The following is a 25,219-nucleotide window of genomic DNA, read 5'->3' as shown; positions in this document are numbered from 1 at the left end:
CAAGACCAAGACAAGAAGGGACTTTTCATGCTTTTTTACCAGCACATTGTGCCCCTGAACCGGGACAATCATCGTAACCTGAAGCTCAAAACCGGCCTGGGGACGGCGGAATTCGCCAAAGAAACCCACTACGTGCCGCTGGCCGGCAGTGAATTCTTCCAGGCGGCCCGGGACTACCCCATTGTTTTTGCCGGTGAATCCGCCGGGGAACTGGGCGCGGTGGCGCTGCTGGGGCTGCGCCAGAACGAGAATCTGTTTCTCGACGAGAACAACGCCTGGCGCGCCGGCTGCTATGTGCCGGCATTCGTGCGGCGCTATCCGTTTGTATTGGCCAGGGGCGGCAAGGATGGCGACTATACAGTGTGTCTGGACGACAGTTTCCATGCCTTTTCAGAGGAAGAGGGGGAGCCATTGTTTGATGGTGAAGGTAACGATACCGAGTACCTTAAGAACGTCATCAATTTCCTGAACGGTTACCTGGCGGAAAGTGACAGGACACTGCAGTTTGCACAGAAGCTGCAGGAACTGGACCTGCTGGTTACCCGGGAAATCCGGGTTTCCAACCGTGAACAGAGGAACTTCCTGCTCCGGGACCTGAAGATCGTGGACGAAGCCAGGTTGCGTGAACTCGACGACGGCGTGCTCGGGCAGTTGAATCGGGACGGGTATCTGGGCTGGATATACGCCCATCTCATGTCGATCGGAAACGCCAGCCGATTCCCGCAGTACATGCGCCAGGACATAGGCGAAGCGGAAATCTCCCGAGGTTGAAGTTATGCGGCCAGTCGGCCGCCTCCCATGATCCGTCATCCGGAGCAGGCTGGTAGTTGGCAAACTCACTGCCTCCGGGGTCAGATGAAAATTTCATCTGACCCCGGCTTCCGTGGCCACCCGCCGGTGGGCCTCCGCCGCTTCCCGAATCCGCTCCATGGTAATCTCCCGAACCGCTTTCTGGCTGGCGCGTATGTGTTGGGTCAGGCGATCTGCGGCGTCGCTGGCCAAATTGGTTCGCAGCGCGTCCAGAATCGCTGCATGCTCCACGTAGGTCGCATCCACCCGATCCTCCCGGGTAAAATCCAGCCGGCGTACAATCCGCAGCCGGTCGGTGATCTCCCGGTGAATCCGCGTCATCTCCCGGTTGCCGGCGGCGGCCACCAGGTCGCAATGAAAACTCTCATCCAGCGCCCGCACGGTGCTGCCCACGGCTCGCTCGGAAGGATGATCCGGGTTCCAGATGGCAATGAGTGTGCGTATCGCCTGCGGTTCCTCATCCAGGGCACAGATTTTGTGCATCGCCGCCCGTTCCAGGGTAATCCGCAGGTCATACAGCTCCTCCACCTGCCGGAAATCAAACGGCTTCACCTGCCAGCCACTGCGGAACAGCACCTCCACGTAGCCTTCCCGCTGCAACCGGTACAATGCCTCCCGAACCGGTGTGCGGCTGGCATGCAGGCGCGTTCCCACATCGCCCTCGCTGAATTTGTCTCCAGGGATCAGGCGGAACTCAAAGATGTCGTCCTTCAGGGCTTCGTAAACCCTGTCTGCCATGGACTCTTTTCTTTTGGTGTTTGTTGCCATTTTCCCGGTTATTCCTCTTGTTTGGAGTTGGGCGCTGGGGCCGGCTGGTGGGGTGAGGGTTTCAAAAGACGTCGTGAACCCATCCATGGGGACTTGAGCGCAGCATCCCTGCTGCGCACACTTTTGAAACCCTCACCCCACCATCCGTCCCCGACTCCCGTTGCCTGCCAGAAACCAATACCGGCACTTTGACGGTTTTACTTTGAAAGATCAGACCTACTTTGCCCGTCAGGCAACCAAGTCACCTTTCTTTTTCTCAAACCGCAATCACCTTATGTCTGGAAGCCGATGGGGGCAGGCCTGTCACAGACTGTGCGCAGCAGGGATGCTGCGCTCAAGCCCCCATGGATGGGTTCACGGCGTGTCTGTGACAGGCCTGCCCCCATCGGCTAAACACCCGAGCAAGCGGCCAGAGGAGGCCAAACTCCCAGGCCTAAATCTTGATACTCAACAAAGGCTCCCCGGGAGTAACGGCCTTGCCGGGCTCCACATGCATGGCACTGATCTCCCCGGCCTGGGTCGCGTTTATCTCGAACTCCATTTTCATAGCCTCCACGATCACCAGCGGATCACCCTCGGCCACGGTATCACCCGGCTTCACCAGGCACTTCCAGATGTTACCGGCAATCTCCGCACTCACCAGCTCCCCGAATTTCGCCAGGTCGGAGACATCCGCTTTCGGTGGCGCCTTGGCCAGTTTATCCAGTTCCGCCGCTTCGCTGTCTTTCCACAGGGCCACTTCCTTGGCATAGGCCGCCTGCTGCAGTTCGCGGAACTCGGCGATGGAGTCGGCGTTGGCGTCCAGGAAGGCCTGGTGGGATTTCAGGTCGAAGGTTTCTTCCTCGATTTTTACGGTCAGCTGGCCGGCGCGGAACTGGTCGCGCATTTCGTCCAGTTCGGCTTCGGTCACCGGGTAGTAGCTCACCTGGTCGAAGAACCGTAGCAGCCACGGGGCGCCTTCAGCGAACTGGGGGTTCTTCAGGTACTTGTTCCAGATCGGCAGGGTGCGACCGACAAGCTGGTAGCCGCCGGGGGAGTCCATGCCGTAGATGCACATGTACACGCCGCCGATGCCCACGGTGCCCTCGGCCGTGTAGGTGCGGGCCGGGTTGTATTTGGAGGTGAGCATCCGGTGCCTTGGGTCCAGGGGCACGGCGCAGGGGGCGCCGAGGTAGACGTCGCCCAGGCCCAGCACCAAATAGCGGGCCGAGAACAGGATGTCGCGGACGGCCTCGCGGCTGGGCAGGCCGTTGATGCGTTGCATGAAGTCGACGTTGTTGGGCAGCCAGGGCGCGGTCTCACGGACCGACTGGCGGTATTTGTCCACGGCTTCCAGGGTGGCGCTGTCTTCGAAGGCCATGGGCAGGTGAATCAACCGGCTGCGCACTTTCAGCTCGTCGGTGGGCGGCAGGGTGGCTTCCAGATCCAGTAAATACTCCATCAACGCCGCCTGGGGCAGGATGCGGGCATCGTACCGCAACTGCAGGGAGCGCACGCCCGGCGAGAGTTCCAGCAGGCCGTTGGGTTGCACGTCGGCGATGGCTTCCATCAGGGCGTGGATGCGCAGGCGGACGCCCAGGTCCATCACGTTGGGGCCGTATTCCAGCAGTATGTACTGGTCGCCGGCCTGGCGATAGGTGACCTCCGGGCGGCCGTCGGTTTCTTCCAGATGGGCGAGGATGGTCGCGGAAAGATCGTTTACCGGAGCCAGGTCCGGTTTCACCAGAGCCACTTCCGGCGGTGCCATCAGGCTCTTGATGGCCAGTTCCTGGCGTTCGGAGAGTTCCACGGCCGTGTCGTTATCAATGGCCACGAACCGGATGGTGTCGCCGGGTTTTACCTGGCCGACTTTCCACAGCTCCGCCTTGGCGATGGTCACCGGGCACACAAAGCCGCCCAGGCTGGGGCCGTCCTTGGTGAGGATCACGGGCATGTCGCCGGTGAAGTTGATGGAGCCGATGGCGTATTCGCAGTCGTGGATGTTGGACGGGTGCAGGCCCGCTTCGCCGCCGTCTGCACGGGTGAACTCTGGTTTGGGACCGTTCAGGCGGATGCCCAGGCGGTTGGAGTTGTAGTGCACTTCCCAGTCCTGCTCGAAGAATTTCTCGATGGACTTTTCGGTGAAGAAATCCGGCGCACCGTGGGGGCCATAGAGCACGCCGATTTCCCAGTGATCCGGGTAGTTCGGAATCAGGTCTGGATCCGCCGGGGCGGGATCGTGTGTCGGTGCCGTGGTGGTGCAGGCCGGCAGGTTGATCTGGCTGATGCCGAGCATGTCGCCGGGGCGCAAGGGCCGGCCACCGTGGCCGCCGAACTGGCCGAGGGCGAAGGTGGAGCGGCTGCCAAGATAAACCGGCACATCAAAGCCACCGCGCACGGCCAGATAAGTGCGACAGCCCTTGATGGCCTTGCCCACCGCCAGAACCTGGCCGGCTTTTACGGTGATGGGTTTCCAGAATTCCACCGGCTTGTCGTCAAGTGTGGCTTCGGTGAGGGCACCGGTCAGGGCGACGACGGAATCCTTGTGGAACTTCAGGCTGGGGCCGATCAGCGTGGCCTCCAGGCCCGCGGCCTCGTGATGGTTGCCGACGATGCGATTAGCAATGCGGAAGGCATAATCGTCCATCGGACCACTGGGCGGCACGCCGATGTTCCAGTAACCCACGCGGCCCGGGTAGTCCTGCACCGTGGTGTAGGTGCCGGGTTTGACCACTTCCGCTACCGAGGGTTTGAACTCGAAGCTCTCCAGTGCGCGGGTGGAGATAATGCCATCGGCAAAACTCTGCTGGGCCACCACCTGGCGCAGGTAATCCAGGTTGGTGGCAATGCCCATCAGCCGGGTTTCCGCCAGGGCGGCTTTCAGTTTGGCCAGGGCGTCGTGCCGGTCTTTGCCGTGCACGATCAGCTTGGCAATCATGGGGTCGTAGTGGGCGGACACTTCGCTGCCGTTTTCCACCCAGGTATCCACCCGCACATCGTCTTCCGGCCAGTGCACGTCGGTTAGTTCGCCGGGGGAGGGCTGGAAGTCTTTCAACGGATCCTCGGCGTAGATGCGCACTTCCATGGACGCGCCGTTCAGTTCTGGCTCGAAACCGGCCAGGTCCGGGCTTTCCCCGGCGGCGATCTTCAGCATCCATTCGATCAGGTCCAGGCCGGTGACAGACTCGGTGACCGGGTGCTCTACCTGTAAGCGGGTATTCACTTCCAGGAAGTAGAATTCGTCCCGATCAGCGTCGTAGATGTATTCCACGGTGCCGGCGGAGCGGTAATTCACCGACTGCCCGAGGGAGACGGCGGCATCCAGCATCTTCTGGCGGGTGGCGGCCGGCAGGTTCGGGGCCGGGGTTTCCTCCACCACTTTCTGGTTCCGGCGCTGCAGGGAACAATCCCGTTCGCCCAGGGCCACCACATTGCCTGCGCCGTCACCGAACATCTGCACTTCCACATGGCGGGCCCGGGCGATGAAGCGCTCCAGGAACACACCGCTGTCGTTAAAGAAGCTCTGGCCCTGACGGCGCACGGTGTCAAAGGCGTCCCGCAGTTCGCGTTCGCTGTTGCAGCGGGTCAGGCCGATGCCGCCACCGCCGGCGGTGCTTTTCAGCATCACCGGGTAGCCCAGCCGGTCGGCGGTTTGCAGGGCTTCGTCCAGGCTGTCCAGCAGGCCGCTGCCAGGCGCCAGGGGCACACCGGCGGCTTCCGCCAGTTCCCGGGCCCGGTGCTTCAGGCCGAACTCGCGCATCTGTTCCGGAGTGGGGCCGATAAAGGCAATGCCATCGGCCTCGCAGGCTTCGGCGAAATCGGCGTTCTCGGAGAGAAAACCATACCCCGGAATAATCGCCTCGGCGCCGGTGTGCCTGGCGGCCGCCAGAATCTGGGCCTTGTCCAGATAGGTTTCGCTGGCGCCGTTACCGGTCAGGGCCACGGACTCATCGGCCAGGGTTACATGCAGGCTATGACGATCCTGGTGGGAATAGACAGCAACACTGCCAACGCCCATGGCCTTGAGGGTGCGAATGGTGCGGACCGCGATTTCGCCCCGGTTGGCGATCAGTACTTTAGAGAACATGGTCTGGAATCTCCTGTGAACCCGGGGTCAGAAGAACGCTTTCTTCTGACCCCTTTTCGAATGTTTAAAATGGGGTCAGATGAAAAGTTCATCTGACCCCAACTTCATCTGACCCCCTTTTCATCTGACCCCCTTTTCATCTGACCCCAACTTCATCTGACCCCACTTTCAGCGGTGATAAACGCGCGCCAGCCACCGAAGTCGGTGACATCCCGGGCGCCGTCGAAGCCGTAGCCTTCACAGATAAAACCGTTTACCCAGCGGCCATCGGCCAGTTCCACGTTGCCGATGCCCAGGGGTGCGGGAATCAGATCCACAAAGGAGCCGAAGGCGGAGGCGGGCATTTCCCAGACTTCCACGATGATTTGCTCACCCTTTTTGTCCTCTCCCTGGCCTGCAGCAACCCGTTTCAGGCCGGGTTTTGGCGGTGTGGTGTTGGGCAGGGCGTAGAGCCGGTAATTGGCGGAGGTGGTGGTTTGCTCCAGCAGCACCGAGAAGCGCTCGGTGAGCTGGCTGTTCAGGGGCATGCCGCTGAGGTGAGCGCCCACCACCGCCACCTGAACCGTGGGCGTTGAAATGGCCGCGCCCGGGGTTTCTTCCGGGCGGTCTTTATCGGTGGCGCCCAAGGGCGTCGGGTGGGCGTTCAGCCACTGGCAGGCCAGGTGCTGCAGTTCGGTGTCTTTCCAGGCGCCGCTGATCAGGGTTACGCCAAAGGGCAGGCCGTCGTCCCGGAAGCCGGCGGGGATCGCCAGGGCGCTCATGTCCGCCAGGTTTACGAAATTGGTGTAGGTGCCCAGCTGGCTGTTGAGGGTCACCGGGTCGGCGTTGACCGCTGCAATGGTGGGTGCGGTAGGCGCAGTGGGTACCAGCAGGGCGTCCACATCGGCCAGCAGCTCATCGATCTGGCGCTCCAGCTCTTCCTTGCGGTACTGGGCCTTGAAGGTGTCGGTGGCGCTGAACTTGCCGGCGTTGCTGATAATGCCTTTAACCACCGGGTTCATAGCATCAGCGTGGCTGGCCATGAACGCCTCCACAGCGGCATGGCGCTCGGCCACCCAGGGGCCTTCGTAGAGCAGCGCCGCCAGTTCCAGCATGGGGCTGAAATCCATGGGAACCAGCTCCACATCCAGCCCGCGCCACAGGCTGATGGCGGTGTTCCAGGCCGCTTCGGCCTGCTGGTCACCGAACCACTGCGGACGTTCCGGAATGGCGAGCCGTCTGATCGGTCCGGGTCGGCGAAGGGCGGGGCCGTTCAGGGGCAGGGCGTAAGGTGCCTTGCGGGAGAAGGCATCGCCGGGGTCGAAACCGGTCATCACCTCAGACACCAGCCCGGCATCGTTGACGGTAAGCGCAAAGATGGACACGCAATCCAGGGAGCGACAGGCCGGCACCACACCCCGAATGCTGAACTGGCCTTTGGTCGGCTTCAGCCCCACCAGGTTATTCAGCCCTGCCGGCACCCGGCCGGAGCCGGCGGTGTCGGTGCCCAGGGAAAACGGCACCAGGCCCCGGGCCACCACGGAAGCCGACCCGGAACTGGAACCGCCGCTGACCACGTCCGGCTTGAAGCTGTTGGGCACCGCGCCGTAGGGCGAGCGGGTACCCACCAGGCCGGTGGCAAATTGGTCCAGGTTGGTCTTGCCGATCACTACCGCGCCGGCGGCCTTCAGGCGGGCGATGGTGGTGGCGTCTTCTTCCGGGGTATAGGCGAAAGCCGGGCAGGCAGCCGTGGTTTCGAGGCCCTTCGCATCAATATTGTCTTTTGCCGCGAACGGAACGCCATAGAGCGGCAGCGCGGCCTTGTCGCCGCCGGCGGCTTCCAGGGTCTGTTCCAGTTCTGCCAGGGCATTGGCCAGGCCGTCGCCATCCAGCAGGGAAATCCAGGCCACGTCTTTGCTATCCAGGCCGGTCAGCAGCTCACCCAGCAGCGCCGCCGGCGTTGCACCTTCTCTATAGGCGCTTTGCCAGTCCTTTATGGTCCATCCGAGTGTCGAAGGCATTGCTCGTCCTCATGTGCGTTATCAACTTGTATACATGTGGAATGGCAATGCCTGTGCCATTTGCGGAAATTTCTTGATAAGCGAGTAAAAACAGTTGGTTAGGGTTTTATCGGATAAAAGCCTGGCCTTGGCGCCTGCCCAGCGCCGGTGCGGGCGCACCAAAACTGAACCGGAAAACAGGGGTTTGGGAGCTGGTTATGGTGTGCCTGATGGTGCTCGGCCGGCTTGTATACTAGATAACTAACTGTTTTGGCGGGATATATAGGGAATGTGGAACAGCAGATGCAGAGGCCCTGGTGCGTTTCATGACGAACTGCAAGCTTCAATCCAAGACCCGACTCAAGAAAAGGACGCGCAACATGAACCTCAAAAAACACGTGAAACTGGGCCTCTCTGCACTCGCTCTCTCCATCTCTTTCAATTCCGTTGCCGCGGAAGACCCCATCAAGGTGGGCATCCTGCATTCCCTGTCCGGCACCATGGCGATCAGTGAGTCCACCCTGAAAGACACCATGCTGATGCTAATCGAGAAGCAGAACGCCGCCGGCGGCATCCTCGGCCGCCAGTTGGAGCCGGTAGTGGTGGACCCCGCGTCCAACTGGCCGCTGTTCGCGGAAAAAGCCCGGGAGCTGCTGGCCCAGGAAAAAGTGGACGTCATATTCGGCAACTGGACCTCGGTGTCCCGCAAGTCCGTGCTGCCGGTGGTGGAAGAGCTGAATGGCCTGCTGTTTTACCCGGTACAGTACGAGGGTGAGGAATCCTCGGAAAACGTCTTCTACACCGGCGCCGCACCCAACCAGCAGGCGATTCCTGCGGTTAACTACCTGATGAACAACATCGGCGTGGAGCGCTGGGTGCTGGCGGGCACCGATTACGTCTACCCGCGCACCACCAACAAGATCCTCGAGACCTATCTCAAGGATAAGGGCGTGGCCGCCGAAGACATCATGATCAACTACACGCCGTTTGGTCACTCCAACTGGCAGTCCATCGTCTCCGACATCAAACAGTTCGGCAGCGCCGGCAAGAAAACCGCCGTGGTTTCCACCATCAATGGCGATGCCAACGTGCCCTTCTACCGGGAACTGGCCAACCAGGGCATCGACGCTGCCGACATCCCGGTGGTGGCCTTCTCCGTGGGTGAACAGGAACTCTCCGGTATCGACACCGCGCCGCTGGTGGGCCACCTGGCCGCCTGGAACTATTTCATGAGCGTGGAAAGCGACGCCAACTACGACTTCATCGACGCCTGGGTTGAATACACCGGCAAGGAAGACGCCGTTACCAACGACCCGATGGAAGCCCACTACATCGGCTTCAACATGTACGTGGAAGCGGTGAAGAAAGCCGGCACCACCGACGTGGACGCGGTGAAAGACGCCATCATCGGCGTGAGCGTGCCCAACCTCACCGGCGGCTTCGCCACCATGATGCCCAACCACCACATCACCAAGCCGGTGCTGATCGGCGAGATCCAGGACAACGGCCAGTTCTCCGTGGTCTGGGAAACCCCGTCCACCGTAGCCGGCGATGCCTGGTCTGACTTCCTGCCGGGTTCCAAAGACCTGATCAGTGACTGGCGCAAGCCGCTGTTCTGCGGAAACTTCAACGTGGTTGCCGGCACCTGTGGCGGCGCTGCGAAAGTGGCTTCCGAGTAACACCATCGTGAGCGTGCGGGGCGGGGCCAGTTCCCCGCCCCCTCGTGAACCAGCTCCACATTCACTCTCAAGGACAGGACGCACCCATGGGCATCAGCCGATCGCTCAGCCAGCTTCTGCTTATCTGTTGCCTGCTCTGGCCAGCCGTGGCTTCGGCCCAGGTGGCGGATTCAGAAGCACAGCAACTGCTCACCACGCTGGCCGACGCCTCCTTTGCGGAAAAGCGACAGGTGGTCAACCGTATCGCCGACAGCGGCGATGAACGCGCCCGCTACTGGCTGGAATCCTTTGCCGCCAACAAACTCGGCCGCATCGAGGCCAGTGGTCAGTTCATCGTTATCCTGGAAAACCGCGGCCGGGACTGGACCGTGGAAAATGCCCTGACCCGGGAAAACCTGGGTGAAATCTCCCGCCGGGACCTGGACACCATCCGGGTGAACAACGCCCTGCGCACCGAGCTGGAAAGCATCCTCTCGGTGATCGACCTGAAAAGCCCCGACGAAGACAACCGACTCACCGCCGCCCGCGCCCTCAAAGGCAGCGTGGACGACACCCTGGCCGAGCGCCTGCCGGAACTGATTGACGCCGAGCAGAGCGAATCGGTACAGGCCGATCTTATTGAGGCCCTGGCCATCTACCGGGTGGAAGAGCAGGGCGATGTGGCCGCCGTGGCGACCCTTTCCGGCAGCCTGAACAGCCAGGCCCGGGCCGCGCTGCTGACCGCCATGCGCAGCGACAACCCGGAACTGGTCGCCGCCGCTGAAGCCGCCATGGAGCGCATCGACCAGAAACTCAAACTCAATCGCGCCGCCGAGACCCTGTATTTCGGGCTCTCCCTGGGCTCGGTGCTGGTACTCGCCGCCATTGGCCTGGCCATCACCTTTGGCGTGATGGGCGTGATCAACATGGCCCACGGCGAGCTGATCATGCTCGGCGCCTACACCACCTGGGGCATGCAGCAACTGTTGCCGGGCCAGCCCGGCCTGGCGCTGGTTCTCTCCATACCCGCCGGCTTCCTGGTGGCGGCGCTGGCGGGCATTGCCATTGAGCGCACCGTGATCCAGCACCTCAAAGGCCGCCCGCTGGAAACCCTGCTGGCCACCTTCGGCGTGAGCCTGATCCTGCAGCAACTGGTGCGCACCGTGATTTCACCGCTGAACCGCACCGTGATTACCCCGGAGTGGATGAGCGGCTCGGTGATGATCAACGAGGCACTCTCATTAACGCTCAACCGCATGTACGTGATCGGCTTCGCCCTGGTGGTGTTCGCCGGCCTCATGCTGATCATGCGCAAGACCCGCCTGGGCCTGGAAGTGCGCGCTGTAACCCAGAACCGTGCCATGGCCCGTTCCATGGGCATCAAGGCCACCAAAGTGGACATCATGACCTTCGGCCTGGGCTCCGGTGTGGCCGGCCTGGCCGGTGTCGCGCTCTCCCAGATCACCAACGTGGGCCCCAATCTGGGCCAGAACTACATCATCGATTCCTTCATGGTGGTGGTGTTCGGTGGCGTGGGCAACCTCTGGGGCACCCTGCTGGCGGGCCTCTCCCTCGGAACCATCAACCAGCTGCTGGAACCCTGGGCCGGCGCCGTGCTCGCGAAAATCATTGTGCTGGTGATCATCATCCTGTTCATTCAGAAACGGCCGAAGGGGCTCTTCCCCCAGAAAGGCCGAGCGGCGGAGGGCTGAGTTATGGCGGTATCACAGAACTGGCTGCTCCGGCCGTTTCAGGAGCGTTCCACTCAAATCTTCCTGGGCGTGCTGTTTGCCGCCCTGATCATCGTCAGCGCGTTGCACCTGTTCGTGCCCCAGGACAGCGCCCTGTACGTGAGTTCCTACACCGTCACCCTGCTGGGCAAATACCTGTGCTACGCCCTGCTGGCGGTGGCTGTGGATCTGGTGTGGGGTTACCTCGGCATCCTCAGCCTGGGCCATGGCGCCTTCTTTGCCCTCGGTGGCTACGCCATGGGCATGTACCTGATGCGCCAGATTGGCGACCGGGGCGTGTACGGTGACCCGATCCTGCCGGACTTCATGGTGTTCCTGAACTGGGACACGCTGCCCTGGTACTGGCACGGCTTCGACATGGCCTGGTTTGCCTTCCTCATGGTGCTGCTGGCCCCGGGCCTGCTGGCGCTGGTGTTCGGCTTCCTGGCCTTCCGCTCGCGGGTAACCGGGGTGTATCTCTCCATCATCACTCAGGCGCTGACTTTTGCGTTGATGCTGGCCTTCTTCCGCAACGAGATGGGCTTTGGCGGCAACAACGGCCTCACCGACTTCAAGGACATTCTCGGCTTCAACCTGCGCACCGACGCTACCCGCCTCGGGCTGTTTATCGCCACCGGAATCGCCCTGGCCTTCGGCTACGTGATCTGCCGGGGCATCGTGACCAGCAAGCTGGGCCGGGTGAGTGTGGCCTGCCGGGATGCTGAGGCCCGTACCCGCTTCCTGGGTTACCGGGTGGAGCGGGTGCAGCTGTTCGTGTTTGTGGTCTCCGCCATGCTGGCGGGCGTGGCCGGGGCGCTGTACGTGCCTCAAGTAGGAATCATCAACCCCAGTGAATTCTCGCCGCTGTTCTCCATCGAGATCGTGGTGTGGGTAGCCCTGGGTGGCCGCGCGACCCTCTATGGCGCGGTGATCGGTGCCATCCTGGTGAACTACGCCAAAACCGTGTTCACCGGCATCATGCCGGACGCCTGGCTGTTCGCCCTCGGCGGCCTGTTTGTGCTGGTCACCGTGTTCCTGCCCAAGGGCATTGCCGGGTTGTTGCAGAAACGCCGCCGAGCCCAACCCGATGACGACACACCCACCGGGCAGGAGGCCACCGCATGAGCATTTTTCAGGAACTGGCCGACCGCGAGCATGTATTTGAGTTTCTTACCCAGGTGCAATCGCCGGTGGATGTGCGCCACGGCCCGATCCTGTACCTGGAAGACGTGAACGTGAGCTTTGACGGCTTCAAGGCCATCAACAACCTCAACCTCACCATCGACGACGGTGAGCTGCGCTGCATCATCGGCCCCAACGGTGCGGGCAAAACCACCATGATGGACATAATCACCGGTAAAACCCGGCCGGATACCGGCTCCGTGTGGTTCGGCAGCCGCCACAACCTGCTCACCATGAACGAGCCGGACATCGCCTCCCTGGGCATCGGCCGCAAGTTCCAGAAACCCACGGTGTTCGAAGCCCTCACGGTGTTCGAAAACCTGGAACTGGCCATGGCGGCGGACAAGCGGGTATTCCCCACGCTCACCGCCATCATGAAACCCGAATACCGCGACCGCATCGACGAAGTGCTGGAAATGATCGGCCTGAAGGACCTGCGGGACCGCCTCGCCGGAATTCTCTCCCACGGCCAGAAACAGTGGCTGGAAATCGGCATGCTGCTGATGCAGAAACCCCGACTGCTGCTGGTGGACGAACCGGTAGCCGGCATGACCGAGCAGGAAATGGAGCGAACCGCGGAACTGCTCACCAGCCTGGCTGGCAAGCAGTCGGTTGTGGTGGTGGAACACGACATGGGCTTCGTGCGCTCCATCGCCCGCCAAGTGACCGTGCTGCACCAGGGCAGCGTGCTGGCCGAAGGCACCATGGACCAGGTCTCCAACGACCCGGAAGTGATCAAGGTTTACCTGGGGGAGGAGGCGTAATGCTGAAGATCCAGAAGCTCAACCAGTTTTACGGCGAAAGCCACACCCTCTGGGATCTGGCCCTGGATGTACCCCAGGGCCAGTGCACCTGCGTGATGGGCCGCAACGGCGTGGGCAAAACCACCCTGATGAAATGCATCATGGGCGAGGAAACCACCAAGAGCGGCAGCATCGAATTCGCCGGCGACGTGGAGCTCACCAAGAAGAAAATTGAAGACCGCTCAAGACTGGGCATCGGCTACGTGCCCCAGGGCAGGCAGATCTTCCCCCTGCTGACCGTGGAAGAAAACCTTCGCACCGGCCTGGCCGTACGCAAGGACGGCAGCAAGAAAATTCCCGAGCGGGTGTATGAGCTGTTCCCGGTGCTGAAGGAAATGCGGCACCGCAGAGGCGGTGACCTCTCGGGTGGTCAGCAACAGCAGCTGGCCATTGGGCGGGCGCTGGTGATCGAGCCCAGGTTGCTGATTCTGGATGAGCCGGGTGAGGGGATTCAGCCGAATATTGTGGCGCAGATTGGGGAGGTTATTCGACGACTCATCGAAGAGGATGGGCTTACAGTGCTGCTGGTTGAGCAGAAGCTGCCGTTTGCGCGGAAGTATGCGGATCGGTTTGCGATTCTGGATCGGGGGAGGAGGGTTGCTGAGGATGAGATTGCTGGGTTGACGGATGAGTTGATCAAAAAGCACCTGACTGTGTAACCGCGTAGGTACTCTCCTGTCCTGACAAGACTAAAAGACTTATCTTTCAGAACTCTGCGCTGAGCGATGCTTGGCGCAGAGTTTTTGTTTTTTTGTAACCTCAACAGGAATTCGGTGCCAAGTTGGGCTAAGGTAGGTACCTATACGCTACGCACACACCGATAGTTAGGGATGACGACCGATGAGCCTGTCTAAGCTGTTTGGGCCTTTTTCTTGCCTTTTCGTGTTTCGATTCCCGTCAAAAGCTGTGCTTGGCCTTCGCGATTGGAGAATTTTGACAGCTTCGTTATTTCGATCATGAAGTCGTCATATGATTACGAGGAAGGTTATGGTGGTATTTATTTAAAGCACTGATTAAATAGATAAAAATCACATTTCGATAAGTGTCGTGTAGGTGGTTTGTGGACGTCAACTTTATGCGGAAACGAAGCGCTCAGCCCAATCACTGTTATGCAGATAGAATATCGACTAGGGATCTTTATGTCGGTTGAAATAGAAAGTTATGTAAAAGAGCTAAAGTTGCCTTGTTTACTGCATTTTACGCAGCTCTCAAATTTGGAAAGCATATTGACGGATGGGTTGCTATCACGTGATCGGATTGCGGGCTTAGCAAACCCGCCAGGGATTAATGATGAGCTAAGATTGGATAATCACACGAATACGATCTCGTTATCTATCGCCCATCCAAACAGCCAGATGTTTTATAAATACAGAAGGGAAAAAGGGGGAGATTGGTGTGTAATAGGCATCCACCCTAGAGTCCTATGGAGTCAGGACTGCCTGTTCTGTAAACACAACGCCGCAGATGCCAGAATAAGTGGAATACCGATTAGTGATCTAGCCGGAATATCTGCTTTAAAGGGTATGTATGATGAAATTCCTGGACATGAATCAAGATCTGATCAGTGTTTGAAGATCTATGATCCGACAGATGTACAGGCAGAAGTTTTAGTAATTGATTCTATCGATTTGTCAGATTTTATAGGTGTAGTGTTTCCTAGCCGTCAAGCCAAGAAAAATTATTCAGAGCTGTTGGGCGATATGCAGGCACAAATTCATGCCGAAAATAAAGGATACTATGCTGCAAGATCTTACAAGCGGAAGTATCAATAATGGCTGTTCGACCCCTTTTTATTCCAAACGAAGAGTTTGTAGGAGTCACTGAAAAGCTAATTGATTTTCAGTGGTTTCCCGGTCTATCCGCATCACAGAAGAAAAGGTCAATTGAAGCTCTGCATTCTGTAGTTCATAAATTGGGCTACAAGAGAGTGCTCGAAATATCAAGTAAGTCCGAAATTGAACTGGGTGTTAATTTAAGTGCCTTTAACTTGAAAATAAAGACTAGAAAATATGGAAAGGAGTTCACCGTCGAAACCGCTTTCCAGGGGAGTAAAGTGTTTGAACGAGGAGGGCCATACAAAGATCTCTTTGGCCTAGATTCACGCGCTGCGAAAAAAGACATCCGGCTTAAAGAGTCTGGAAATTTAGTTGGGTTTGAGTTTTTTGGTAAGAAATTTCCGTTGATTCCTCGCACATACTTTTATGACTGGATTTATATAAATGCCCTTCACCGGAATGTTTCTTTATCAGATGAGGTTAAAAGTTATCAGTGTTTTACAGACATTGAGTTTAATCCAAAAAAATCAATAAACTGCCAAGCTCACGCAGTTGCCTTGTACCTAAGCCTTTTTAATCTTGAATTACTAGAGGGTGCATTGGAATCGCCTGAGTCTTTTCTGAGATTCACTAAAGAGCATTATGATAATCAGCGAAGAAATATAGGGGTTCAAGATAGCCTTGTATAAGTTGCCTAACAAACGCATGTTGTCGGATTTTCTGCCGCTACGCAGGTTCATATTAATTTTCCGGTGAGCAAAGTGTTAGGTTGTCCTGCTAATGAGGCGGAAGTAATAAATATAAAAGTGATCAATATGGAAAAATTAAAGGCGATTAATTGGCCAAGCCTAGTAGCTGGCAAGCATTCATGGATTGAAGATCATTTCAAAGTACACTCCGTTCTTGAGGACAAGAAAACCGTTTGTCGATTCTTCTCACTGGACTTTTCAGGCACTCAGCAAGAGATGCTTTCTCTAACCGAGTCACTGGCTGAATCAATCGAACACTATGTTTTTGATAAGAAGCAGCTAGCGAGCTTCCACAAAGAAGGAAAAGTTCCATTCCAAAAGGCGATGAGATTCTTCGGAAAGACAAATCCAGATATGGATGGTAAGTACGGAGAACTTCTCTTGTATCTTCTAACAGAAAAATTTCTCCACACACCTCTTGTGAGCCACAAACTATCTCTTATTACAAATACGAACGATCAAGTCAAAGGCGGTGATGGTATTTTTTTTGGTGACTATAAAGATGAATTAGCTATTTTAATAGGGGAGTCCAAGATTCACCAGGGAGCTGCGGGGGCCATGGAAGACGCACTAGAGTCACTGGATAGATTTTACGACAACTATAGTTCCGGTCAACTAGGGCATGAGATGTTCATTGCTCGATCAAATATTTCGGAGAATTTTTCATCATTAGATGATGCCGAGAATCTTTATAAAGCGTTCACCCCGGGCACTGAACAGTACAAAGGTTGCGTCAAGGCGCACCCCGTTCTTCTGGTTTTCGAATCAAGTAAAATTAGTACGATTGAAGAGAAGGCCAAAAATAAAGACGAAGCAGAGAAGATGTTCAGCGAATGGCTTACTAGCAGATCAAAAGAAATACAAAATCTTCTAGATGACAAGTTAAATAAATACCCAGAGTTAAGGAAGATATACATCGATGTATTTATTGTGCCTTTGACTAATGTATCTAAGTTCAAAAACGCGCTCTATAGAGAAATTCACGGCGTAGACTATGTATCAAATGAAAAATAAATGATATGACGCAGATATATTCTCAGGCAGCAAATCATGAAGACTTTGTTCGAGTTTTTGACAAGCTATTGGAAAAGCTATTTCTAGAGGACAAAGTAACAGATAATGTACAGGTTGATCTTGATAATGAAGAGATCAAAAAAGCTACCTGGCTTGCTTCGATAGCTGCTCTTAGTGACGATGACAAAGAGCGCAATATGGCAAATGCGTTTGGAGCGCTACTTCATCTGACCGATAGAGAAAATGAAATATACAAGCGTGCATGCTATATCCTCCAATCAAGAACTGGAAATCTGATAACCAGCAGCCATATACCCAAACTCTTCCACAAAGATAACACTCTTAGCGAATATGGAACGTTACTAAACTTCGAGCTGGCGGCTCACAGGGCACTGCTAGAGCATGAATTCTCAGATGAGACAAAGATTTTTTTCACTGAGTTTCAGAAAAAACTCTGGGAGTCCCTTAACTCCGGAGAGAACATAGCTATCTCGGCCCCAACATCTGCGGGTAAATCTTTCATCATAAAAAAATATATTCTGGAGCTAGTAGAAAGTGGCGCAAAGAATATAGTTTTCATAGTACCCACTAAAGCACTGATAAACCAAGTGAGCAATGTACTAAAGAGCCAGCTCCACGAAAAAGCGCATGTATATACGACCTACATAGAAAATCAGAAAGATGATCTAGCTACTATCTATGTGCTAACTCCAGAGAGATGTTTGAAACTTCTACAAGATAAAAATGTGGCAGCACCGGAACTGATGTTCATGGATGAAGTGCATAATATTGAAGCTGGTTCTAGAGGAGTTATATTTGAGAACATCCTATATCGAGTGATCTCTATTTGGGCTTCTACCCAAATTGTCGTTGCAGGGCCATTCATAAGCTCACTTTCAGATAGCATTAAGAAAATCTGTAATATCTCTATTGTTGATCATCAAACACTCTCTTCACCAGTGTTTCAAGTCCGATCAGCGCTTACTTTTTTTCCAATCAAAAAAATTGCTAGATACAAAATATCGAGCCCAACTGGACGAACTCTATCAGGCGAGATTAAACTGAAAAAATCCCTGTATTCGAAAATTAAAACAAATAAAGGGGAGGCGCTAGAGGTTATTGCGGATATTTTTTCTCCTGAGGACCATAATATTTATTATGCTCCGAAGAAAAATCTTGCAGAGAAATGGGCGAACAAAATTGCTCCTATTATCGCCTTAAAGAACCCAAAAATTATCGAAGCAGCCGATTCTAGAGTTAAAGATTTAATCGATTTCTTATCTGAAGAAGTGCATCCAGATTACTCTCTAATACGAACTCTCAGGCTCGGAGTTGCTTATCACCATGCAGGGCTTCCAGATATTGCAAGGCAAGAGGTAGAGGAGCTCTATTCGGAGTCTATTATCAAGAATATTGTTTGCACATCCACCTTGCTACAGGGTGTGAACTTGCCAGCGGACAGACTCATTGTCATAAGCCCTAAAGTGAATTCTCACGATATGCCGGCCTTTGATTTTCTTAATCTTCTTGGTCGCGCAGGCAGAGCCAATACAAAGCTTTACGGTGAAATCTACTGTATTGATGTTGTTGATGATGAATGGGGAAGCAAGAAACTTGAAGCTGAGGTAAACAAAACTGTTGATACATCTTCGAACCTTTTCCTTCAGAAGAATGAAGATCACCTATCAGAAATTGCTGATATGTCAGAAGATCAGATACGTGATATGACAGATGATAAAGATATTTACAGCAATCTATCATATTTAAGGTCGATCTTTAGAACTGATAGAAATCACTTCGATAGGATTCTATCAAGCTCAGGGATTTCGATAGAAAGCGCTGAAGATTTTTCTAAAAAGTTAGAGGCTATGTACAAATGTATTACTATGCCTCAGGAACTTATAGCAAAAAATCCGTTTATTGATCCTATTTTGCAAAATAAGCTTTTCGAAGCGATTCAATCCGAAGGTATTGGAAATTGGCTGATTAGCAAGAAGCCCATGACCAAAGGCGGTAGTGATTTGGATTACGTAACGTTCCAGGAAAAAAGTTATTACTTTCAGCTATGGAGTGTTTTCGACAGGCTCAATGAAATTTTCAATATAGAATATGAACTCAATAACAATGGTTATGCGAAAGACAATTACGTTAATATAGGAAGGCTTGTAAGAGATGCCCATCGTTGGATGGCTGGAAAAAAACATAAATTCTTCATCCTCGATCTTATCGGAGAAAACATTAATGATGAGGCAGAAGTCGATAAGGCAGCGAGGAGAGTTACTAGTCACATCAGCACTAACTTAACGTTTATTTCTGTTAAGTACCTTATGCTCTGGTCTGATATGGTTTCGTACTTCTTGAGCGAAGAAGAAATTGAAGAGAATGCCTACATCCTAAATTTGCATTCTATGCTTGAAATGGGCAGCTACGACCCTGTTGTTCTAGAACTAATGAGCTGTGGAATAAACAGATCTGTTGCACTTTCAATTGCTAGCAAGATCAAGAAGGTAGGGGGTTCTGCTGAAAAAGCACTCGCTACTATCAATAAAGATAAACTTCCTAACATCTTTAAAAGGCATTTGATGAAGGCTGGATACTAGTTGGCGAAGTACTCTGTTACTCAATCTAACAAGTGACTGTGGTGTCAGTTCCATAATTTAAGCAATATTACCCCGCCATGAATCCTGGTTTCTGATCGTGGTATTGAGCACCACAATCATCTTTCTCATCCAGGCGATCAAGGCTGCTTTCGGGATTCCCGCCAGGTTTTCAGGCGCTCGCAAAAGTGTTTGAAGACAGGATTGCACTGGATGGAAGAGAGTATGGCCATGAACATGACGGTTCGAACGCTGCGGCGGCCACCTCGTATCCTCCGAAACCAGGACAGATTTATTCCTCCGGACCGGCAGTAACATTCATGGATGAGCTTGGAAAATTAGAGCCGTCCCGGTTTTGCTAGGATTATGACTCCAGAAAACCGGGACAGATCTATTTTCAGCCCCGGTTTTCCCTAACATTGGCGGCTTTTGAAATCAGGTTGCTAAACCAGCGGTATTGAGTTGAATAGAACTGGCTTTCGGATCGGGTCTTTTCCTGTGCGCTACACTTCCAGACAACAGTTATCTTCTCAACTGTCAGAGTGGGGGAGTCACAATGCAGGACTACGAACTCTATTACTGGGGCCTGCCCTTTCGCGGTAATTTTATTCAACTTTTTCTGGAGGAGGTTCGGGCGGATTACCGCAAGCTGGATGCCAGCGAGGTCTACCCTGATAAAAACCTGAACATCCGGTACCCCGGGACTGTAACCTGACGTCTGAAAACAACAGATGTGGACCTGGAGTCCTCTATGAAAACCGCCCAACGCCGTGGCAGTTCTCTTTCCAGCCCTGATTTTGCGCGCCTGCACGGGGTCTGGCGTTCCCGGGGTTACGGCAATGTGTTGCTGATCGAGGAGGATTGGTACACCCTTTTTGAAGAAACCAGCATCAGCTGCCTGAAGATTCATGCGGGCAGTATTGAAGAACTTGGCCACTATTACGAAGATTTGGCGGTATCCCCTGGTGGCCAGGCGTTCAGTGCCCATCGGGTAACTGGCGTAGCACGCATCAGATTCCGTCGCCTGAAAGGATTGCCCGCCAGTGTCACTGAAAGTCACAGGCACAGGGCAAAGGATCCGCAATACAACTTTGACGTTTTCTGGCGAACCTTTCACGAGCAATACGCCCTGTTTGAACTCAAGGGCGTGGCCTGGGACCGGGCGCATCATGACTATCTTCCCCAGATTAACGCGAACACATCACAGGAAACGCTCTTTGTCATCATGGTTGCGATGCTACGGCCCCTGAAGGATGGCCATATTCGTCTGCATTCACCCTGGGGTCATTACAGCGCAGGTGCCCAGCCGGCGCTCTTCAGGCGGCTGACACAGGAACTTGAAGACGCCAATGATGACCGGGAGCTCACCAGCTACCTGGGCGATCTCAAAGAGTCGGCGCGTGACGTGATCCATGAGGATTATCTCGCAAGCGCCGTTAGCCATGGCGGCAACCGGCTGGTGGAGTGGGGGCGCCTTAATGACCTCATCGGTTACCTGAACATCCGGGCCATGGCCGGCCAAAGCGGCAAGTCAGGCAAACCGGCTGCGGATCTCAGTGCGGTCGATAGTGTGATGAAGAGCGTGCTGGCAGATGTTGGCGAGCTCCCCAATCTGGTGATCGATCTTCGCAATAATGGTGGGGGGTACGATGGTGTCGCACTGCGCTTTGCAGCGTACCTGATGGATCGCAAACGGCTGGCTTTCACCAAGTCAGCCCGTCATGGCAATGGATTTACCGGAAAGCAGTCTGTCTATGTCACGCCTGCCAATGAGACTTACCAGGGCAACCTGTTTGTGCTGACCAGCGAGCTAACGGCCAGTGCCGCAGAAATCTTCGTGCTCTCCCTGCTGCAGCATCCCCGTCTCACCCTTATTGGCGAGCCTACCCAGGGCATCCTTTCCGACACGCTCGAGCGCCATCTGCCAAATGGCTGGCACCTGACCTTGTCCAATGAAATCTACCGGGCCTACGACGGTGAGATATATGAAGATGTCGGCATCCCGCCACACATCCGTCTCAAGTACCTTGGCCGAAAAGGGCGCGAGGAAGGCAAAGACCCGATGCTGGAGCGGGTCATTAAGCTGGTCGACAGACCCGTTTTGTGAATGCCCTCGAAAAACGCAGTGGCTCCCTCTGGGAAGGACGCTACAAGATCTAAAAAATCGATCTGTCCCGGTTTTCGCCGGTTTTAGAAAAATGGATCAGTAGAAGAATAGATGGCTGGCATTTGCGTACCTAAATAGGTGCGCTTGATTTGCGCCAAGGAAGGGGGTGTATGACGTTGGGGCCTTTCACTATTATGTCGTTTTGCCACCCGCCTTGGCGCTTTCTGATACACTCAAGACGTAAACCCCGTAGGCGAGCGCCATGTCACCTGATGTAACCAAACATCCTGATATCGAGAAAATCAGCGAGCTACTCGCCGGTTTTCCACACATCCGGCTTGCCGCTCTCTTCGGCTCCATGGCCCGTGGTGCGGCCCGGCCAGACAGTGATATTGATGTTGCCGTCCAGGCGGACAAGGAACTCAGCGCGGATGAGCGTATTGCGATAACAGAAGCCATTGCGCTGGCTTTCAACCGCCCGGTTGATCTGGTGGACTTGCGCACAGTGGGCCAGCCTTTACTGGACCAGATTGTCAGCACTGCGGTACAGGTGATCGGAACGCGCCACCAATGGGGCGATCTGATCTATCGCAATATCATGGAAAATGAAGACTTTGTTCCCTATCAAAAACGCATACTGGAAGGCCGGCGCAAGGCATGGATGAGCAACTCGTAGCACAGAAACTGGAGTCCCTCAGGCGGTGCATTCAGCGGGTGGAATCCCGACTACCCGAAAGCCTGGATGCTCTGCTGGTTGACCTGGATGCGCAGGATATTATCTCGCTGAACCTCACCCGTGCCGTGCAGATGTGCGTTGATATTGCCTCACACTGGCTTGCAGAGCACGCCGAAGCCACGGCGCCAAAAACCATGGGGCAGGCGTTTGAAGCGCTGGCCCAGTCCGGCGTTATCGATATCGAACTGGCTGCTCGCATGCGCAAATCCGTCGGGTTCCGGAATGTCATGGTTCACAACTATGACGATGTGAACTGGGAGATTGTGTACGCCATCTGCACCAGGCATCTCGGCGATTTTCGGGCCTTTGCCAAGGTGTTTTCGGATTTAATGGCGTAGCGTGCGTTCACCAACTTAAATGTCCCCGAGCCTCCTTCGAAAGCCCTCAGAATCGAGAAAGTCCGACCATCCGCAGCCTCCGGTTTCGAGGGTGTTTTCGGTACCAGAACTGATGTACTGCTTGCCAACGGTGTCGGAATATTTGACCAGGAGAATGTCATTGTTCGCACCTAATCGGTAATGACCCAACGATAACCGGAGAGGCAGGCGCCTGGAATTTCATACCATCATAGGCGGCAGTAATGTATTGGTCAGTTTGAGCGCAGGCCGAGAGAGAGGCAAAAGTCAAAGCGATTAGCGGGGCGGGGCTTTTCATATCACAATCCTTGTTTTGCCAATTCCATTTTGTTGCGGAAGTTCACTGCGACTCGTTGCCGGCAGGTTTCTACGACCGGCTGACTGACAAGTACCGTCGTAAAAAGGAGTGAGGCCTATGTTATCGCCTGCTTTTGTTGAGATAAGAGATGCGCTGGCCCAGGTGCCGTTCGTGGCTCATATTGAGACTCAGGATGACTATCAGCAAGCGTTGGAGATGATGGATCAGTTGGTGGACGACTATGACGCCAACAAACTGCTCATTGAGATTCTGGCTGCCAGCATTCAGCGTTGGGAGGACCAGGCTGCTGAGTTTTCCGGCTTTAATGCCACTGTCGCGGCAACGGACAGGGGGGTTGCTGTACTTAAAACCCTGATGGCTCAACACGGTCTTGGGGTGGCGGATCTGCCGGAGCTGGGATCAAAAGGCAATGTGAGCAAAATTCTCAACGGTGCTGAAGGAAAAAAACTGACCCGCAAACATATGGAAGCACTAGGAAAGCGGTTTGGAGTGCCTCCGGTACTTTTTTTCTGAGATTTTTGTAGTGGTTCACTCATTCTGGTCACATTTTCGGACCTGGCTTTCTCTGTCATTCGCAGGCCCTCTGAGATCGTTATGCCGCAGCCGTTGCAGAGCAGGATGGCAACGTCTCCCTCAAATTTCACAATGGCGTGTTCGTATTTCATAAATCCGTCCACGCCCGATTTTCACTCACACTCTCTCATCAAATTACGATGCCCGCGTCGGGTCAGACTGCTGGTCAGCGATCATCGCTGGTAAGCTTTAACCGGAACTCGCCGGGAGGAGTGCCCTAATGCGATCGCCCTCCGGTGATCGATTCTGAGGCTACATGCCAATGTCTCTTCGTATATGGTCTGAGAGACAACGAAGCTCCTCTTTAGCTTTCCGTCGGCTTTGCAATGTCCTCAAAAGAGCAAAGATGCCTGTTTTGAGTCGATCTGCACGGTTTGTCGAGCGTGTTTGAGTCCGCGCTTCTGACGATGTCGCGGATGAGCCCTTTTCACCATGGTCCCTGTGTTTGCCCATAACCTTGCCCCTTTTTTTGCTTAGCGTCTTTGAAGTTGCAGTTCTCACATCGGCAAAGGTGTAGGTGTCACTCATTCCAGAAAGGCTTTCGGGCTTCCTGTTCGGCATCGATTCTCGAGATACCGATGTCTTTCAGCATGAAGTCAGATAGGCAGGCAAGTTGTCGGCGAGTCCTCCAATTCATATGCCATCGGCTGATTTTATGAATCAGACGGTTTTTAACGGCTTTACTGCTGTGAAGGTAATTGGCTGCCTGAGCAGAGGAGGAAGCGGCTGACCTTGCTGATGTGCCTTGGCTCCTTGATGAATCCATTGATATGCAGGGCTCATGGACCGAGTTTCAGAAGGCCTTGGGCATTGATATTCCTGACATTGCTATCAAACTGGCCGTGAATGAGGCATCTGCGCAGGTAGAAGCGGTCCTTGCCGGGCGTGGCATTTCTTTGGTTCGTCACACTCTGGTCGCCGATATGCTGGAAGCCGGTCTCCTGATCCGGCCGATCAACTTTTCGATGCCCGCGGAGTATCACTATTATCTGGTCGCCCCGGAGGCCAAGTTCAGAACCGAAAAGGTCAGAGCCTTTGTGTCCTGGATTTCCTCCGAGATTTCCTGAAGTCATTTTTTGTACCAGTCGCAGACCAGTTCGGCCGAAAAGTACCGGTGTTCTCCGGGCTGCTCTGCCACGAAGAGCTGGCCACCGGAACTGTAGATTCCGCCTCGTTGGCGCACAGTGCCAGTTCAGTATCCAGCGGATCTATGCCCTCCAGTCCGTATTCCTGAAGCAGGCGCTTTTTCTCGGCCAAAATGGCCTGATGTTCAGTGGCGGGGAAGAATACTTCCATCCAGTATTTTCGAGGTAGCCGAAATGGTGCAGCGTGGTCATACTCGCTGAGTGACGTTAGAGCTCTGCTTGAAAAGTCCCCTTCGGATTAAAGGGTCCTGTCGATCTGCAAAGGAACGAAGACCGGGACCGAAATGATTAAGCCCAGGCTCGGGCCTGCCCAGAACGAGGCGCCTTGGCCGTGAGGGTTTTGTGACTGTTCCTCTATAGAGTCTTGACCGGGCCGTGACGGCCCTGTGACCTTGCCATTGCACTCTGCATTCTGACGCCGCCGGTGTGTTGCCCATGGGCTCAGCGACGTCGAACAGTGAATGTTTCCAATAAGGAGAATGCATAATGAAAACCCTGACAGCCACACTGCTCGCCCTTGGCACCGCCTTGGCCATGATGGCCCCGGCCCATGCGGATGAAATGGGTAAGGACGACATGGGTGCGGAAAAGAAGATGATGCAGGCTGACATGAAAGACGACGGCATGGACAAGGACACAAAGCAGGCCGACACCATGCCTGACGAGATGAAAGATGAAGGCATGATGGATGACGGCATGCACAATGAAATGAAGGATGGCATGAAGAAGGGAAACATGGACAAGGAAGCGATGGAAAAGGACATGATGTCCGACGAGGAGAAGGGGGCAATGTAATGGCCGGCAGGTTGTCACCGGCCGATCGGGCTGGTGACAACCTGCCTGTCAGTAAAG

The 25,219-nt window shown here is 54.9% G+C and carries 20 protein-coding genes and 1 pseudogene; 17 read left to right on the top strand and 4 right to left on the bottom strand.

The genetic code is table 11. From position 1 onward, the window contains the following. The first annotated feature begins 27 nt into the window (after positions 1-27). On the top strand, positions 28-771 hold the full coding sequence (locus msub_RS11090; protein ID WP_048496071.1) for a SapC family protein: 744 nt from the start codon (positions 28-30) through the stop codon (positions 769-771). A 93-nt stretch (positions 772-864) separates the two neighbouring features. Here msub_RS11090 and msub_RS11085 read toward each other — a convergent pair whose 3' ends face one another. The 3 genes from msub_RS11085 to atzF form a co-directional block, all read right to left on the bottom strand. Then, positions 865-1,548, bottom strand: a complete 684-nt coding sequence (locus tag msub_RS11085) for a GntR family transcriptional regulator (protein ID WP_227506709.1) — start codon at positions 1,546-1,548, stop codon at positions 865-867. Between the two features lie 463 nt (positions 1,549-2,011). Next, positions 2,012-5,644: an urea carboxylase gene (gene uca, locus msub_RS11080; RefSeq protein WP_048496069.1), complete on the bottom strand. Its 3,633-nt coding sequence runs from the start codon at positions 5,642-5,644 to the stop codon at positions 2,012-2,014. 152 nt (positions 5,645-5,796) lie between these two features. Then, complete coding sequence (atzF, locus tag msub_RS11075) at positions 5,797-7,644, bottom strand: allophanate hydrolase (RefSeq protein WP_048496068.1); 1,848 nt, start codon at positions 7,642-7,644, stop codon at positions 5,797-5,799. A 359-nt stretch (positions 7,645-8,003) separates the two neighbouring features. On the opposite strand from atzF, the gene urtA reads away from it, so the two are divergent. From urtA to msub_RS11015, 14 genes are all read left to right on the top strand, one after another. After that, a complete protein-coding gene (gene urtA, locus msub_RS11070; protein ID WP_048496067.1) occupies positions 8,004-9,302 on the top strand; it encodes an urea ABC transporter substrate-binding protein in 1,299 nt (432 codons plus the stop codon). Positions 9,303-9,388: 86 nt separating this feature from the next. Next, complete coding sequence (urtB, locus tag msub_RS11065) at positions 9,389-10,993, top strand: urea ABC transporter permease subunit UrtB (RefSeq protein ID WP_048496066.1); 1,605 nt, start codon at positions 9,389-9,391, stop codon at positions 10,991-10,993. A 3-nt stretch (positions 10,994-10,996) separates the two neighbouring features. Then, a complete protein-coding gene (gene urtC / locus msub_RS11060) occupies positions 10,997-12,136 on the top strand; it encodes an urea ABC transporter permease subunit UrtC (protein ID WP_048496065.1) in 1,140 nt (379 codons plus the stop codon). After that, on the top strand, positions 12,133-12,957 hold the full coding sequence (gene urtD / locus msub_RS11055) for an urea ABC transporter ATP-binding protein UrtD (protein WP_048496064.1): 825 nt from the start codon (positions 12,133-12,135) through the stop codon (positions 12,955-12,957). The genes urtC and urtD overlap by 4 nt, the downstream gene beginning before the upstream one ends. After that, positions 12,957-13,655, top strand: a complete 699-nt coding sequence (gene urtE / locus msub_RS11050) for an urea ABC transporter ATP-binding subunit UrtE (protein ID WP_048496063.1) — start codon at positions 12,957-12,959, stop codon at positions 13,653-13,655. The genes urtD and urtE overlap by 1 nt, the downstream gene beginning before the upstream one ends. Before the next feature lie 480 nt (positions 13,656-14,135). Then, positions 14,136-14,768, top strand: a complete 633-nt coding sequence (locus msub_RS21115; protein WP_197083819.1) for a DarT ssDNA thymidine ADP-ribosyltransferase family protein — start codon at positions 14,136-14,138, stop codon at positions 14,766-14,768. Next, positions 14,768-15,460: a DarT1-associated NADAR antitoxin family protein gene (locus msub_RS11045; protein ID WP_048496062.1), complete on the top strand. Its 693-nt coding sequence runs from the start codon at positions 14,768-14,770 to the stop codon at positions 15,458-15,460. Before msub_RS21115 ends, msub_RS11045 begins: the two co-directional genes overlap by 1 nt. Positions 15,461-15,586: 126 nt before the next feature. Further along, positions 15,587-16,534, top strand: coding sequence for a Hachiman antiphage defense system protein HamA (locus tag msub_RS11040; RefSeq protein WP_048496061.1), 948 nt, complete (start codon positions 15,587-15,589; stop codon positions 16,532-16,534). Between the two features lie 5 nt (positions 16,535-16,539). After that, positions 16,540-19,134, top strand: coding sequence for a DEAD/DEAH box helicase (locus msub_RS11035; RefSeq protein WP_048496060.1), 2,595 nt, complete (start codon positions 16,540-16,542; stop codon positions 19,132-19,134). Positions 19,135-19,687: 553 nt separating this feature from the next. Further along, positions 19,688-19,846, top strand: a complete 159-nt coding sequence (locus msub_RS21570; protein WP_156182750.1) for a hypothetical protein — start codon at positions 19,688-19,690, stop codon at positions 19,844-19,846. A gap of 36 nt (positions 19,847-19,882) precedes the next feature. Continuing rightward, entirely contained in the window at positions 19,883-21,238 is a 1,356-nt protein-coding gene (locus msub_RS11030; protein WP_048496059.1) for a S41 family peptidase, read from the top strand. A 262-nt stretch (positions 21,239-21,500) separates the two neighbouring features. Further along, complete coding sequence (mntA, locus tag msub_RS11025) at positions 21,501-21,914, top strand: type VII toxin-antitoxin system MntA family adenylyltransferase antitoxin (protein WP_048496058.1); 414 nt, start codon at positions 21,501-21,503, stop codon at positions 21,912-21,914. Next, on the top strand, positions 21,896-22,312 hold the full coding sequence (gene hepT / locus msub_RS11020) for a type VII toxin-antitoxin system HepT family RNase toxin (RefSeq protein ID WP_048496057.1): 417 nt from the start codon (positions 21,896-21,898) through the stop codon (positions 22,310-22,312). The genes mntA and hepT overlap by 19 nt, the downstream gene beginning before the upstream one ends. A 433-nt stretch (positions 22,313-22,745) precedes the next feature. Further along, positions 22,746-23,162, top strand: a complete 417-nt coding sequence (locus tag msub_RS11015; RefSeq protein WP_048496056.1) for a helix-turn-helix domain-containing protein — start codon at positions 22,746-22,748, stop codon at positions 23,160-23,162. Positions 23,163-23,742: 580 nt separating this feature from the next. On the opposite strand, the gene msub_RS22545 is transcribed toward msub_RS11015, so the two are convergent. After that, a complete protein-coding gene (locus msub_RS22545) occupies positions 23,743-23,988 on the bottom strand; it encodes a DUF1127 domain-containing protein (protein ID WP_082146546.1) in 246 nt (81 codons plus the stop codon). Between msub_RS22545 and msub_RS11010 the strand changes: the two are divergent. Together msub_RS11010 and msub_RS11005 are read left to right on the top strand one after the other, a co-directional pair. Then, positions 23,954-24,289: pseudogene (locus msub_RS11010) on the top strand (LysR substrate-binding domain-containing protein); the annotation flags it as partial. The gene msub_RS22545 and the pseudogene msub_RS11010 overlap by 35 nt on opposite strands. Before the next feature lie 564 nt (positions 24,290-24,853). After that, positions 24,854-25,162 carry a hypothetical protein gene (locus msub_RS11005; protein WP_048496055.1) on the top strand — a complete coding sequence of 103 codons (309 nt, stop codon included), beginning with the start codon at positions 24,854-24,856 and terminating at the stop codon, positions 25,160-25,162. The last annotated feature ends 57 nt before the right edge of the window (positions 25,163-25,219 follow it).

It is taken from the genome of Marinobacter subterrani, assembly GCF_001045555.1.
GTDB lineage: Bacteria > Pseudomonadota > Gammaproteobacteria > Pseudomonadales > Oleiphilaceae > Marinobacter > Marinobacter subterrani.
Note: the sequence above shows the minus strand (reverse complement) of the source record. Positions and strands in the feature narration are given on the sequence as shown.